Origin of the sequence: Sphingopyxis sp., from assembly GCF_025869345.1 — a bacterium.
In the GTDB taxonomy this organism is placed as follows: Bacteria; Pseudomonadota; Alphaproteobacteria; order Sphingomonadales; family Sphingomonadaceae; genus Sphingopyxis.
The window spans coordinates 1-13,653 of record NZ_JAOZVW010000037.1 but is presented as its reverse complement, the minus strand read 5'-3'; the positions used below and the strand labels follow the sequence as shown (position 1 = coordinate 13,653).

Sequence of the window (13,653 nt, the reverse complement as noted above, 5' to 3'; positions counted from 1 at the left end):
GCCGCCGGCGCCGCGGCGGGCGCGGGCGCCGCCTCGGGCGCCGCATTGGCGGCGGCGAGCACATCTTCCTTGGTCAGGCGGCCGTCCTTGCCGCTGCCCTTGATCTTGGTCGGGTCGACGCCGTGCTCGAGCACGAGACGGCGCACTGCGGGCGACAGCGTCGGAACGCCGTCGCCGCTCTCCTCGGCCGGTGCCGGAGCGGTCGCGGCGGCGGGGGCCGGGGCGGCGGCTTCCTTGGCGGCGGGCGTGGGCGCCGCGCCCTTTCCGTCACCCGCTTCGATCGTCGCGATCACCGCGCCGACATTGACGGTTTCGCCGACCGCGACGACCTGCTGGCCCATCACCCCGGCAACCGGCGACGGCACTTCGACCGCGACCTTGTCGGTTTCGAGGCTGGCAATCGGCTCGTCGACCGCGACGGCATCGCCCGGCTGTTTCAGCCATTCGCCGATCGTCGCTTCGGTGACGCTTTCGCCCAGCGTGGGGACTTTGACTTCGGTGCTCATCGTCTCTTCTCTCTCTGTTCCCCCGCGAAGGCCGGGGTCCATCATCTGACGTTCGGAAGATGGCCCCCCGCCTTCGCGGGGGAACACCCTGACTTATGACTTGGCCTTGGCGCGGCGGATTTCGGCGCGGACCGACAGGCCGAGCGCGTCGGCGACGAGCGCCGCCTGCTCGGTCTGGTGGCGGCTCATCAGGCCAGTCGCGGGCGAGGCGGCGGCGGCGCGGCCGGCATAGCGTGCGCGCATCCCCTTGTGCCCCGCCTCCTTCAGCGACTCCTCGATCAGCGGCTCGACGAAGAACCAGGCGCCGTTGTTGCGCGGCTCCTCCTGCGCCCAGACGACCTCTTCGAGATTCTTCATCCGCTTCAGGCGGACGGCGAGCGCCTCGCCGGGGAACGGATAGATCTGCTCGATGCGGACCACCGTCGTGTCGGTCAGCCCCGCCGCGTCGCGCGCTTCCATCAGATCATAGCCGACCTTGCCCGAACAGAGGACGACGCGCTTGACCTTCGCGTCCTCGGGCGGGGTGCGATCCGACATGATGCGGCGGAAATGCGCGTCGCCGATGAAGTCCGAGCGCTGCGATACCGCCAGCTTGTGGCGAAGCAGCGACTTGGGCGTCATGATGATCAGCGGCTTGCGGAACGGGCGCAGCATCTGGCGGCGCAGGACGTGGAAATAGTTCGACGGGGTCGAAATATTGCACACCTGGATATTGTCGCCCGCGCAAAGCTGGAGGAAGCGTTCGAGGCGCGCCGAGCTATGCTCGGGCCCCTGTCCTTCGTAGCCGTGCGGGAGCAGCAGGACGAGGCCGTTGGCGCGCAGCCATTTCGCTTCGCCCGCGGCGATGAACTGGTCGATCATGATCTGCGCGCCGTTGGCGAAATCGCCGAACTGCGCCTCCCAGAGCACGAGGCTCTTCGGATCGGCCATCGCATAGCCATATTCGAAGCCAAGCACGCCATATTCGCTCAAGGGGCTGTCGAGCACCTCGAAGCGGCCGTGCGGGACGGTCGTCAGCGGGATATATTTATGCTCGTCCTTCTGGTCGACCCAGACGGCATGGCGCTGACTGAAGGTGCCGCGCCCCGAATCCTGCCCCGACAGGCGCACCTGATAGCCTTCGCTGAGCAAGGTGCCGAAGGCGAGCTGTTCGGCGGTCGCCCAGTCGAATACCTCGTCGTCCTTCTTGTTGGCGAACATCGCGGCGCGCGCGTCGATGACGCGGCGCAGCGTCTTGTGGACTTCGAGGTCGCCGGGGATCGTCGTCATCGCGCGGCCGATCGCGTCGAACAATTTATCCGAAACGCCGGTCGCGATGTTGCGGCGCGCATTTTCATGATCGGCGGGGGCATGCAGCCCCGACCAGCGGCCCGCGAACCAGTCGGCCTTGTTCGGCTTATAGCTTTTCGCGCCCTCGAATTCCTCCTCGAGGTGCGCGACGAACTCGCTGCGGTGCGTATCGGCCCAGCCGGCGTCGATCACACCCTCGGCCTCCAGCTTCGCGGCGCAGAGCTGCGACACCGGCGGATGCTGGCGGATGCTGGCATACATCAAGGGCTGGGTGAACGAGGGCTCGTCGCCTTCGTTGTGGCCGAAGCGGCGATAGCACCACATGTCGATCACGACATCGCGCTTGAAGCGCTGGCGAAAATCGATCGCCAGCTTGCAGGCAAAGGTCACCGCCTCGGGATCGTCGCCGTTGACGTGCAGGATCGGTGCCATCACCCCCTTCGCGACGTCCGACGGATAGGGCGACGAGCGCGCGAACTGCGGGCTGGTCGTGAAGCCGATCTGGTTGTTGACGATGAAGTGGATGCAGCCGCCGGTATTATAGCCGCGAATCCCCGAGAAGCCGAGGCATTCCCAGACGATCCCCTGCCCCGCGAACGCCGCGTCGCCGTGGATCAGCACCGGCAGCACCTGCTCATGCTTGCCGAGATCGTCGCGCACCACCTGCTGCGCGCGCGCCTTGCCGAGCACGACCGGATCGACCGCCTCGAGGTGCGAGGGGTTGGGAACGAGCGACATATGGACCGAAATGCCGTCGAACTCGCGATCGGTCGAAGTGCCGAGGTGATATTTGACGTCGCCCGAACCGCCGACGTCGTCGGGGTTGGCGCTGCCGCCCGAAAATTCGTGGAAGATCACCTTGTACGGCTTCGCCATGACGTTCGCGAGCATGTTGAGGCGCCCGCGGTGCGCCATGCCGTAGATGATTTCCTTCACGCCATATTGGCCGCCATATTTGATGATCGATTCCATCGCCGGGATCATCGATTCGCCGCCGTCGAGGCCGAAACGCTTGGTGCCGACATATTTGCGCGCGAGGAATTTCTCCCACTCCTCGGCCTCGATCACCTTGTTCAGGATGGCGCGTTTGCCCTCGACCGAAAATTCGATGATCTTGTCGGCGCCTTCCATCCGTTCCTGCAGGAACTGGCGTTCGACGATGTCGGCGATGTGCATATATTCGAGGCCGACCGCGCCGCAATAATTGGCCTGGAGGATCGCCACGATCTCGCGCACCGTCGCCTTTTCGAGGCCGAGCGTGCCGCCGAGCCAGACCGGCCGGTCGAGCGCCGCACCAGTGAAGCCGTGATATTCGGGGGTGAGGTCGCCGGGAAGCTCGCGCGTGCTGAGCCCGAGCGGATCGAGCTTGGCGGCAAGGTGGCCGCGGACACGATAGGTGCGGATCAGCATCATCGCGCGGATCGAATCGTCGGCCGCGCGCTCGACCTCGGCATTCGACAGCGGCACGCCGGCCTTGGCGGCGGCCGCCTTCACCGCGACCTGCATCTGCTGCGGATCGAGCGCGGCGGTCAGGTCGTCGCTGTCGATCGGCGGCCAGTTCTTCGGCGCCCAGCTCGGGCCGGCCTGCGGTTCGTCGATGTCGAAGCTTTGTCGTTCGAGGTTCATCTGCTTTTCCACGGGGAGGAAGGAATGGGTATTCTGCATATAGGAACGAAAACCCGCCGGCGAAGGATGCCGGCGGGCCGTTCGATCAGACGCGTTCCTTGAGCACTTCCGCCAACGTCGTGCCGAGTTCCGACGGGCTCGCCGAGACGGCGATGCCGGCGGCTTCCATCGCCGCGATCTTGCTTTCGGCATCGCCTTTGCCGCCCGAGACGATCGCGCCGGCGTGGCCCATGCGGCGGCCCGGAGGGGCGGTGCGGCCCGCGATGAAGCCGGCCATCGGCTTTTTGCGGCCGCGCTTCGCCTCGTCGATCAGGAACTGCGCCGCCTGCTCCTCGGCGTCGCCGCCGATCTCGCCGATCATGATGATCGACTTGGTGGCCTCGTCGGCGAGGAAAAGTTCGAGAACGTCGATGAAGTTGGTGCCGTTGACGGGGTCGCCGCCGATGCCGACCGCGGTCGTCTGACCCAGCCCGACGTTCGAGGTCTGAAACACCGCCTCATAGGTCAAGGTGCCCGAGCGCGAGACGACGCCGACGCTGCCCTTTTTGAAGATGCTGCCCGGCATGATGCCGATCTTGCATTCGTCGGGGGTCAGCACGCCGGGGCAGTTCGGGCCGATCAGGCGCGATTTCGAGCCCGACAGAGCGCGCTTCACCTTGACCATGTCGAGCACCGGAATGCCTTCGGTGATGCAGACGATCAGTTCCATCTCGGCATCGATCGCCTCGAGGATCGAGTCGGCGGCGAACGGCGGCGGGACGTAGATGCAGCTCGCGGTCGCACCGGTCGCGGCCTTGGCTTCCTCGACCGTGTTGAAGTTCGGCAGACCGATATGCGTCGTGCCGCCCTTGCCCGGCGTCACGCCGCCGACCATCTTGGTGCCGTAAGCGAGCGCCTGTTCGGTGTGGAAAGTGCCGGTGGCGCCGGTCATCCCCTGGGTGATGACCTTGGTATTCTTGTCGATAAGGATAGACATATTCTTAAGTCTCCTGGGGAGAGTCGGCCCGCCCGGCACCACGCGCAGGGCGGGCCGGATAGGGATCAGGCGAGGCTGGAATCCAGCGCCTTGCACGCGTCGAGCAGTTCCTTGACCGCGTCGACCGACACTTGCAGGCCCGCCTTGTCGGCATCGCCCAGTTCGATCTCGACGACCTTCTCGACGCCGCCGGCACCGATCTGCACCGGCACACCGACGTAGAGGCCGTCGACTCCATATTCGCCGTCGACATAGGCGGCGCAGGGCAGGATGCGCTTCTGGTCACCGAGATAGGCTTCGGCCATCGCGATGCCGCTCGCGGCCGGGGCATAGAAGGCCGAGCCGGTGCCGAGCAGCGCGACGATCTCGCCGCCGCCGCCGCGGGTGCGCTTGACGATCGCGTCGATCTTTTCCTGCGTCGACAGACCCATCTTGACGAGGTCGGGAACGGGGATGCCGTTGATCGTCGAATAACGGACGACGGGAACCATCGTGTCGCCGTGGCCGCCGAGCACGAAGGTGTTCACATCCTTGACCGAGACCGCGAACTCGTCGGCGATGAAGTGGCTGAAGCGCGCCGAATCGAGCACGCCGGCCATGCCGACGACCTTGTTGTGCGGCAGACCGGAAAATTCGCGCAGCGCCCACACCATGGCATCCAGGGGATTGGTGATGCAGATGACGAACGCGTCGGGAGCGTTCGCCTTGATGCCTTCGCCGACGGCCTTCATGACCTTGAGGTTGATGCCGAGCAGGTCGTCGCGGCTCATGCCCGGCTTGCGGGCGACACCGGCGGTGACGATGATGACGTCGGCGCCCGCGATGTCCTTATAGTCGTTGGTGCCGGTGATCTTCGCGTCGAAACCTGCGATCGGGCCGACCTGCGACAGGTCGAGCGCCTTGCCCTGCGGCACGCCTTCGACGACGTCGAACAGGACGACATCGCCGAGTTCCTTCTGCGCGGCGAGCAGCGCCAGCGTTCCGCCGATATTCCCGGCTCCGATCAATGCGATCTTCTTGCGTCCCATGGCGCGCGGCACTCCCTTCCTGGCAAGCCCGGCAAAGGTTCACGGACCGCGGGGGCACGGGCCTGACGCCCCGCTCCGGTCCCAAGACTGGCGACGCCCCTACGCTGATTCCCCTAAGGAAACAACCGCCAAAAGGATGAAATTCCGCCTTTTTTTGCAAATGGTTCGCAATAACAATAAGGCATCGGGATGCAGCGCCGAGGTGGTATGGCCACGGCTCATGACGTCGTCATTGCGAGCGTAGCGAAGCAATCCAGGGCGGTTATCGCACGCTCTGGATTGCTTCGCTACGCTCGCAATGACGAAACCGACGGATACAACCGCTTCCGCGCTATCTCAGCCGGCATCGTCCTGGCCGTGGCCGAGCGCCAGATAATCGTCGGATTGCATCTCGGCGAGCCGGCTCGCGGTGCGTTCGAACTCGAACGCGCCGTCGCCCGCCACATAGAGCGCATCGGGTTCGGCCGCGGCGCTTGCGAGCAGCTTGACCTTATATTCGTAGAGCGCGTCGATCAGCGTCACGAAGCGCGCCGCTTCGTTGCGGTTTTCCGGCCCCATGCGCGGAATGCCGACGATGATCACCGCGTGAAAATGGCGCGCGACCGCCAGATAGTCCGCCGCTCCGCGCGCTTCGCCGCACAGGCGCTTGAACGAAAAGACCGCGACGCCCTTGAGCGCCTTCGGGACGTGCAGCATCCGTCCGCCGCCGACGTCGAGATCGAGCGTCGGAACATGCGCGCGGTCCTCGGGCGGATAGTCGGTGAGGCGGAAGAAGGCGGCGGAGAGCGCGGCGCTCGCCGCATCGTCGGCGGGAACGAACCAGCGCTTGCCGTCACCGAGCCGGTGGCGGCGGTAATCGGTCGGGCCGTTGAGGCTCATCACGTCGAGCTTCGCCTCGACGAGCGCGATGAAGGGCAGGAAATGCTCGCGGTTGAGCCCGTCCTTGTAGAGATCGGACGGCGGCCGGTTCGACGTCGCGACGACGGTGACGCCGCGATCGATCAGCGCGGTGAACAGGCGCGAGAGGATCATCGCGTCGGCGCTGTTGTTCACCACCATCTCGTCGAAGGCGAGACAGCGGATATCCTCGACCAGCGCCGCGGCGACCTGCGGGATCGGGTCGCCGCTCTCGGTCTTGCGCACCTCGCGCATCCGCGCATGGACGTCCTGCATGAAGGCATGGAAATGGACGCGCCGTTTCCGCTGGATGCGGAGCTGGTCGTAGAAAAGGTCCATCAGCATCGACTTGCCGCGCCCGACCGCGCCCCAAAGGTAGACGCCGCGCGGCGCCTCCGGCTTGCGGCCGGCGATGCGCCAGAGCAAGCTGCCGCGCGGCGGCGACGCCTCGAGTTCCTCTTGCAAATGGTTCAACCGCTGGGCGGCGGCGCGCTGTTCGGGGTCGGGCCTGAGTTCGTCGGCCGCGACGAGCGCGTCATAAGCGGCGAGGACCGTGGTCATTTCCGGCTCGCCTTGCGGATCGTCCCGGCGAAGGTCAGCACGATATGGCTGTCGCCCTCGCCCTGCACCACCAGTCCGCGCAGGAAGATCAGGCGCCCGGTCTCGCGCACCAGCTCGACGATCGCGTCGAGCGGCTCGCCGACACGCCCCGCGCCGACGAACTGCGTCGACAGGTCGAGCGTCACCGAATGCCCCGCCTCGAGCGATCCGAACTGATGCGACGCCGCGAACAGCGCGACGTCGACGAGCGCCAGGCTGACCGCGCCATGGACATTGTCGCCGAGATTGCTGTGCCGGCGTTCGGGGTGCATCCGCACGCGGGCGCAAGGGCGGCCGTCCCCGGTCGGATTTTCGCTGCGCACCGACAGCGGCTCGATAAACGCGTTGAAGCGGTCCTTGTCCTTGAGATTCCAGCTTATCCAGCCGTCCGTCAATTCCTCGGCGCTGAAATTCTCGCGCCGCTTCGGTTCCTCGATGCCGTCGTTCATGCCATGCACTATCCGTCCTGCCGTGCGCGCCCTTGCCGCACGCAACGGCTCAAGCGCGTGCGGGGCGGCGACGCAAGCGGAAATATCGGCCGATGCGGGTCAGGCCGCTCAGACCTGGCGTTCGGCCTCGAGCTTCTTGATCTCGGCGATCGCGCGCGCCGGGCTCAGCCCCTTGGGGCAGGCGTTGGCGCAGTTCATGATCGTGTGGCAGCGATAGAGGCGGAAGGGGTCTTCCAGCTCGTCGAGGCGTTCGCCGGTATATTCGTCGCGGCTGTCGGCGAGCCAGCGATAGGCCTGAAGCAGAATCGCGGGGCCGAGGAACTTGTCGCTGTTCCACCAATAGCTGGGGCAACTCGTCGAGCAGCAGGCGCAGAGGATGCACTCGTAAAGACCGTCGAGCTTTTCGCGCTCCTCGGGCGACTGGAGGCGCTCCTTGCCGCTCGGCGTCGTCGTCTTGGTCTTCAGCCACGGCTCGATCGACGCATATTGGGCATAGAAATGCGTGAAGTCGGGAACCAGATCCTTGATGACTTCCATGTGCGGCAGCGGGGTGATTTGGATATCGCCCTTCAGATCCTCGATCGCGGTGGTGCAGGCGAGGCCGTTCTTGCCGTTCATGTTCATCGAGCAGCTGCCGCAGATGCCCTCGCGGCACGAGCGGCGGAAGGTCAGCGTCGAGTCCTGCTCGCCCTTCATCTTGATCAGCGCATCGAGCACCATTGGGCCGCATTTATCCAGATCGATCTCGAACGTGTCGAAATGCGGGTTTTGGCCGCTGTCGGGGCTGTATCGATAGACCTTGAACGTCTTGACGTTCGTCGCCCCCTCGGCCTTGTGGACCGTGCCGCCCTTTTGGATGCGGCTGTTCTTGGGCAGGCGAAATTCGGCCATGTCGCAGGTTCCCCTATGTGCAATCGCGGGTCGGACTAGACCCATTGGGCGGAGTCGGCAAGGGGGTGAGGCAAGGGATTAAAGCCCCTCCTCTTTAGAGGAGGGGTTGGGGTGGTGGACGCCGGTGAAGAAACACCACCCCGCTGCGACTAGCGGACAAGTCCGCAAGTCTCGCTGCCCCTCCTCTGAAGAGGAGGGGTGAAATAGGAAAAATTTGCCGCTACGGCCACACCCGATGACCGAAGACGCTGCTCCGCCACCCGCCGTCACCAGCCGCAGCGTCGCGAAGGGACTCGGCACGACCGTGCTCGCGCGGCTCGGCGCGGTGGTCGAGATCGTCGCGCAGCCGCTCTACGTCCTGATGTTCGGGCTCGCGGGTTACGGCCTCTATGCGGTGCTGTGGGCGACAGTGAACCTGCTCGAGAATATCTTCGACATGGGGATGACGAGCGCGATGCAGCGCACCGTGCCGCAGTCGGCGAGCGATGCCGAGGCCGCGGGCGCGCTGCGCACCGCGATGCTATTCGGGGTCGGTCCCTGCCTGATCGTCGCCGCGCTGATCGCCGGCTTCGCCGCCGAGCTGGCGCCATTCCTCAACGTCGCCGATCACGACCGGCCGCTCGTCGTGCCCGCGATCCGGCTTTTCGTCTGGGCGCTGCCGCTGTGGGCCTTCGTCGAGATCGCGACCTCGGCGATGCGCGCGCGGATGGTGTTCGGCGCCGAAATCCGCCTGCGGATCGTCTGGGAGCAGATCATGCGGCTGGTGTTCGCGGGGCTGTTCTTCGCGGGCGGGCTGGGGCTCAAGGGGCTGTTCATCGCGCATCTCTGCTCGCTCGGCATCACCGCCATCCTCTGCGTCCGCCTGCTCGCCCGCTATTATAATTTTGCCGACCTGCTCCGCGGCGGGCGCGGCGGCGAAGTCGAGCGCAACACCTTCTGGGCAGGCCTGTCGATCCTGCCGTCGAACATCATCGCGCGGCTGTTCGGCGACGCGCCGGCGCTGATCCTCAACCTGCTGCTGCCCGGCGCGGCGGGCGCAGCGGCGGCGGGGCTGTTCACGATCGCGCGCAAGCTGTCGAGCGTCGTCCAGCTCGTCCGCATCGCCTTCGTCTATGTGATGGCGCCGCTCGCGGCGAGCGCCGAGCGCGAGGACCGCGCGCAGGTCGCCGACATCTATGCCTATGCGACGCGGCTGATCTCCGCCATCGCCCTTCCTCTTGCAGCGGTGCTCGCGGCGGGAAGCTCGTCGCTGCTCGGGCTGTTCGGCCATCAGGCGCATGTCGCGCAGGGCGCAGTGATCATCCTGCTCTTCGCCCGCGCGCTCGAGGCGGTGCTCGGCATCTCGCAGCCGGTGCTGCAGGTCGTCGCGGCCTTTCGCCACCAGCTCACCGCCGCGATCCTGGGCGTCGCCGTCGCGCTCGCGTCGGGCTGGCTGATCCTCGGCCATCTCGACGCGCTGACCGGAGTCACGCTGGCGATGTCGATCGGGCTGGTCGTGATGGCGGGCATTCCGATGGTGCAGCTGGCGATGGGCGAGCGGCTGCATCCCTTCGACCAGCGCTTCCCGAAGGTCGCGCTTCGCGGCCTGCTGGTCACGCTCGCAGCGGGGGCGCTCGCCCTGCTCGTCAGCCGCCTGCCCGACGCGGCAGCGCTGCCGCTGATCACCGCCATCGCGGCGGGCGCGATCTGGTCATCGCTGCGCTTCGCGCTGCCCCACGCCGACCGGGCCTCGCTGGGGAAGACGGCGCGGAAACTGCGACTGGTTTAGCCTCCTCCGTTCGCCAGGCCGGACTTGATCCGGCATCCATCATTACGATCGTTGCATGGACCCCGGATCAAGTCCGGGGTGACGAAGAAGGAACTGGTCTTATTTTGGCCGCAAAATTTGCTAGAGGGGGCGACTGATTTTTCGCCGCGATGGGTTTGACCTCCCGCGGCCAACAGGCGGAACTCGATGTACCAGCAAGAACTCGCCCGCAGCGGCAAGCGCCTCTTCTTCATTCGCGGCACCTATATCTACATCACCATCGCGATCTCGGTGCTGATTGCCTGGTGCAGCAAGGATTGGGGTCCGTTCAACAGCGCGGCCGGCGACTGCGCCTGGTTCTGGCTGTCGCTCGGCGTCGCCAGCGCCGGCGCGATCGTCCGCGTCTTCACCAGCGGCTGGGCCGCGCTCGGCACTTCGGGCCGCGCCAAGGTCGCCGCCGAGGCGAGCGAGCTCAACACCACCGGCCCCTACAGCCTGGTGCGCAACCCGCTTTATGTCGGGCGCATCCTCAATTTCACCGGCCTTGCGATGCTGTCGGGAAGCTGGGTGTTCGGGGCGATCGTCTTTCTGCTCGGCGTCCTGATCTACGAGCGCATCTCGATCTATGAGGAAGAGTTCTTGCGCGAAAAGTTCGGCGCGGCGCACGCCGAATGGGCGAAGGACGTTCCCGCGCTCCTCCCCCGCCTCACCGGCTGGGTGAAGCCCAAATATCCCTTCTGGTGGAAGCGGATGATCTGGCGCGAGCAGAACAAGCTGTTCCTGCTCGCGACGACGGTATTCCTGACCTGGTTCGCGCGAATGGACTTCAACTTCGACGCGCTGACCCCGGCCCAGTGGAACTGGGTCTATGCCTTCGGCGCGCTCGTCGTCGTCCGCTTCTTCATCGGCGGGCTGAAGATGATCGGCTTCTTCAAGGAATTGAGCTGATCCGATGGGGGAGCGAGCCGCTCCCCCCGGCGAGCGCGCGGAGCGGCTCGCTCCCCTGATCGCAGTCGTCGGCAGCGACGGGTCGGGCAAGTCGACCCTGTCGGCCGATCTGCTCGCGCATGTGCAAAAGACGCGCACGGCTGAGAGCGGCTATCTCGGCCTCGGCTCGGGCGAGCAGGGCCGGCGCATCGGGCGCTGGCCGATCGTCGGCCCACCGCTCCACCGCTTCCTCGACGGCATCGCCGACAAGCTGCGCGAGCCGGGTGAGCCGATCCCCGGCAGGCTCGCAGCGCGCTACGCGCTGAACAAGTCGAAGAAACGCCGCGCGAAGTTCGAGCAGCTTCTGGAGCGCCGCCGCGCGGGCGTGACGATCGTCACCGACCGCTATCCGCAGATTGACGTGCCGGGCCTCCACGACGGCCCGATCCTCACCGGGCGCGCGACCGGCCCGCGCCTTGCCGCAATGCAGGCCGAGGAACGCGCGCTCTATGCCGACATGGCGGCCTATGTCCCGACGCTCGTCATCCGGCTGCACGTCGACGTCGACACGGTGATGGCGCGCAAACCCGATCATGACCGCGCGCTGATCACGCGCAAGGTCGAGACGGTGCCGCTGCTGGCGATGGGCGGCGCGCCGATCGTCGATATCGACGCGACGATTCCCTATGAGGAAGAACTGGCGCTGGCGATCGCGGCGGTGGACGCGGCGCTGGCGAGAGCCTGAACTCTCCACTTTCGTCATTGCGAGCGTAGCGAAGCAATCCAGAGCGGTTTACGCAGGCTCTGGATTGCTTCGCTACGCTCGCAATGACGAGTTGGTGGAAACACGCTCCGCCATGATCTTCTCGATCAGCACGACGTCGGCGGGCTTGTCGGCGTCGATGCACGCTTCGCCTTCGGACATCGGCACGACCTTCGCTTTGAGCCCGAAGCGAAGCCCGGCGCGTGCGATGCCCTGCTGGATGGTGAACAGCCGCAGCAGCGCGCCCAGCAGCAGCCATGGCCCGAACGCCGCGATGATCTTCAGCCCCTTCTTGCGGTCGCGCTCGATCCGTCCCCAGAAGTCGAGCAAAGGCAGCACCCGGCGCCCGCGCAGGCGGAACAGGTTCGCGCCCGACCACCAGCCGCCGCGAAACTTGAGCCAGGTCCGCTTCGATTCGGGATAGCGCGCGAGCAGCACCCGCCGCTCGACCATCGCGACCGCGACATCGCTGTCCTCGGCGCCCGCCAGAAATTCGGCGATCATCGCGGGGGTGAGCAGGACATTGTCGGCGGTCGTCACCAGCACCGGCGCGTCCCCCTCGGGAAGCGCGGCGGCGAGCGAAGCGCTGATCCCCTGCCCCGAATCCGCGAAATGGAGGTCGGCGAGGCCGGCCAGCCCCGGCTCGGCGGCCAGTTCGGCGCTGTTCTGCGCCAGCACGGTAATCGGCCCGACACCCGGCGCGGCGCAGAGCGCGCGCACGACATGGACGAGCATCGGCTGACCCGCAATCGGCAGCAGCGCCTTGGTCGAGGCGCCGGTGCCGGAAAGCAGCGGGTCGGGTCCGGGGCGGCTCCCGGCCATGACGATCGCGGGGATGGGGGCGGGAACGGGCGCACTCATCGCGCGGCCTCCACCCGCCGGCCGGTCACACCGCGCAGGAAATCGCTCGCCTCGTCGAGCACCGGCCCGCGCGAACGGAACGGCGCCGACAGCGCCATGACGATGCCGGTGTGCCCGATGCCGGGATAGAGGCGCAGCGTCGCCGAACCGCCCGCCTTCTCGATCGCGGCGGCGAGGTTCTGGCTGTTGCGCGGGCGCACCGTCGCATCTTCGTCGCCGCTCGCCAGCCACAGGGGCGGGGCATCGCCGCGCGCATAGGCGATGGGCTGCGTCTTCTCCGCCGGCTTCACCTTGCCCATCGCCTTTTCGGCAAGTCCGCCCTTTTCCATCGGCAGGAAATCATAGGGACCGGCCAGCCCCGCGACGCCGCGCAGGATCGCCGGATCGCTCTTCGCCGCGCGCAGCCAGGTCGGATCGAGCGCGAGCATCACCGCGTTATAGGCGCCCGCCGAATGGCCCATCAGCGCGATGCGGTCGGGATCGCCCGCAAGGCCATCGATATAGCGATGCGTCCAGGCGACCGCGGCGGCGCTGTCTTCCAGGAAATCGGGCCAATGCGCCTTGGGCGTCAGGCGATAGTCGGGAATGACGACGACGAAACCCTTCTGCGCGAGCGCGCGGCCGACGAAGCCGTAGCTCGCGCGCTCGCCGCTGTTCCAGCCGCCGCCATAGAAGAAGACGATCACCGGCAGCTGGTCGCCCTGCTGCACATTTTCAGGCGCCCATATGTCGAGCATCTGCCGCGGGCCGTTGCCATAGGGTTGCCCCGCGAGCAGCAGCCGCGCGCCGCCGCCCGAACCGAGCAGCTTGTCGGCCATGTCGAGCGATTTCGCGCCGCCCGCGACCACCGCCTTCGCGCCGCCACCGAAAAGAAGCAGCAGGAGCACCGCCACGATGAGGAATTTGATCAAACGCCGTCCCTTGACTTCGCGCCCCGCAGGCCCGCGCCCTACAGGGGCCGGGGGCGGGGAACAACCAATTCCTATCCGTTTCCTCTTCCCGTCACCCCGGGCTTGACCCGGGGTCCCGCTCTCCACCCCCGACCCAGTAAGCGGGACCCCCGGGACAGAGATCGGCCGGGCGGCGGGGGGG

Annotated in this window: 12 protein-coding genes; 3 read left to right on the top strand and 9 right to left on the bottom strand. The window is 66.6% G+C overall.

Going from position 1 to position 13,653, the window contains the following annotated elements; translation table 11 throughout:
* The 7 genes from OJI97_RS04605 to OJI97_RS04575 all read right to left on the bottom strand — a co-directional run.
* Positions 1–506: biotin/lipoyl-containing protein (locus OJI97_RS04605; RefSeq protein WP_297661572.1), on the bottom strand; the 506-nt coding region annotated here is incomplete at its 3' end.
* 93 nt (positions 507–599) lie between these two features.
* On the bottom strand, positions 600–3,422 hold the full coding sequence (locus tag OJI97_RS04600; RefSeq protein ID WP_297661570.1) for a 2-oxoglutarate dehydrogenase E1 component: 2,823 nt from the start codon (positions 3,420–3,422) through the stop codon (positions 600–602).
* An 85-nt stretch (positions 3,423–3,507) separates the two neighbouring features.
* On the bottom strand, positions 3,508–4,398 hold the full coding sequence (sucD, locus tag OJI97_RS04595) for a succinate--CoA ligase subunit alpha (protein ID WP_257544760.1): 891 nt from the start codon (positions 4,396–4,398) through the stop codon (positions 3,508–3,510).
* A gap of 65 nt (positions 4,399–4,463) precedes the next feature.
* Positions 4,464–5,426: a malate dehydrogenase gene (gene mdh / locus OJI97_RS04590; RefSeq protein WP_297661567.1), complete on the bottom strand. Its 963-nt coding sequence runs from the start codon at positions 5,424–5,426 to the stop codon at positions 4,464–4,466.
* Between the two features lie 336 nt (positions 5,427–5,762).
* On the bottom strand, positions 5,763–6,884 hold the full coding sequence (gene zapE, locus OJI97_RS04585; RefSeq protein ID WP_297661565.1) for a cell division protein ZapE: 1,122 nt from the start codon (positions 6,882–6,884) through the stop codon (positions 5,763–5,765).
* Positions 6,881–7,372: a PaaI family thioesterase gene (locus OJI97_RS04580; RefSeq protein ID WP_297661563.1), complete on the bottom strand. Its 492-nt coding sequence runs from the start codon at positions 7,370–7,372 to the stop codon at positions 6,881–6,883. The genes zapE and OJI97_RS04580 overlap by 4 nt, the downstream gene beginning before the upstream one ends.
* A 108-nt stretch (positions 7,373–7,480) precedes the next feature.
* Complete coding sequence (locus OJI97_RS04575; protein ID WP_297661561.1) at positions 7,481–8,263, bottom strand: succinate dehydrogenase iron-sulfur subunit; 783 nt, start codon at positions 8,261–8,263, stop codon at positions 7,481–7,483.
* A 235-nt stretch (positions 8,264–8,498) separates the two neighbouring features.
* On the opposite strand from OJI97_RS04575, the gene OJI97_RS04570 reads away from it, so the two are divergent.
* The 3 genes from OJI97_RS04570 to OJI97_RS04560 all read left to right on the top strand — a co-directional run bounded on the left by OJI97_RS04570 (position 8,499) and on the right by OJI97_RS04560 (position 11,682).
* The gene (locus tag OJI97_RS04570; RefSeq protein WP_297661559.1) at positions 8,499–10,031 is read left to right on the top strand and encodes a lipopolysaccharide biosynthesis protein; all 1,533 of its coding nucleotides are present in this window, start codon (positions 8,499–8,501) and stop codon (positions 10,029–10,031) included.
* 186 nt (positions 10,032–10,217) lie between these two features.
* Positions 10,218–10,958, top strand: coding sequence for an isoprenylcysteine carboxylmethyltransferase family protein (locus OJI97_RS04565; RefSeq protein WP_297661557.1), 741 nt, complete (start codon positions 10,218–10,220; stop codon positions 10,956–10,958).
* Between the two features lie 4 nt (positions 10,959–10,962).
* The gene (locus tag OJI97_RS04560; RefSeq protein ID WP_297661555.1) at positions 10,963–11,682 is read left to right on the top strand and encodes a hypothetical protein; all 720 of its coding nucleotides are present in this window, start codon (positions 10,963–10,965) and stop codon (positions 11,680–11,682) included.
* 72 nt (positions 11,683–11,754) lie between these two features.
* On the opposite strand, the gene OJI97_RS04555 is transcribed toward OJI97_RS04560, so the two are convergent.
* Positions 11,755–12,561 (bottom strand): nucleotidyltransferase family protein, encoded by an 807-nt coding sequence (locus OJI97_RS04555; RefSeq protein ID WP_297661553.1) that lies wholly within the window; start codon positions 12,559–12,561, stop codon positions 11,755–11,757.
* On the bottom strand, positions 12,558–13,472 hold the full coding sequence (locus OJI97_RS04550; RefSeq protein ID WP_297661551.1) for an alpha/beta hydrolase: 915 nt from the start codon (positions 13,470–13,472) through the stop codon (positions 12,558–12,560). The genes OJI97_RS04555 and OJI97_RS04550 overlap by 4 nt, the downstream gene beginning before the upstream one ends.
* Positions 13,473–13,653: the final 181 nt, after the last annotated feature.

What these genes read in the sequence shown, in the direction of transcription:
- OJI97_RS04600 (WP_297661570.1), bottom strand. Translation starts at nt 3,422, where the DNA reads ATGAACCTCGAACGACAAAGCTTCGACATCGACGAACCGCAGGCCGGC.
- zapE (WP_297661565.1), bottom strand. Translation starts at nt 6,884, where the DNA reads ATGACCACGGTCCTCGCCGCTTATGACGCGCTCGTCGCGGCCGACGAA.
- mdh (WP_297661567.1), bottom strand. Translation starts at nt 5,426, where the DNA reads ATGGGACGCAAGAAGATCGCATTGATCGGAGCCGGGAATATCGGCGGA.
- OJI97_RS04555 (WP_297661553.1), bottom strand. Translation starts at nt 12,561, where the DNA reads ATGAGTGCGCCCGTTCCCGCCCCCATCCCCGCGATCGTCATGGCCGGG.
- OJI97_RS04560 (WP_297661555.1), top strand. Translation starts at nt 10,963, where the DNA reads ATGGGGGAGCGAGCCGCTCCCCCCGGCGAGCGCGCGGAGCGGCTCGCT.
- OJI97_RS04580 (WP_297661563.1), bottom strand. Translation starts at nt 7,372, where the DNA reads ATGAACGACGGCATCGAGGAACCGAAGCGGCGCGAGAATTTCAGCGCC.
- sucD (WP_257544760.1), bottom strand. Translation starts at nt 4,398, where the DNA reads ATGTCTATCCTTATCGACAAGAATACCAAGGTCATCACCCAGGGGATG.
- OJI97_RS04575 (WP_297661561.1), bottom strand. Translation starts at nt 8,263, where the DNA reads ATGGCCGAATTTCGCCTGCCCAAGAACAGCCGCATCCAAAAGGGCGGC.
- OJI97_RS04570 (WP_297661559.1), top strand. Translation starts at nt 8,499, where the DNA reads ATGACCGAAGACGCTGCTCCGCCACCCGCCGTCACCAGCCGCAGCGTC.
- OJI97_RS04565 (WP_297661557.1), top strand. Translation starts at nt 10,218, where the DNA reads ATGTACCAGCAAGAACTCGCCCGCAGCGGCAAGCGCCTCTTCTTCATT.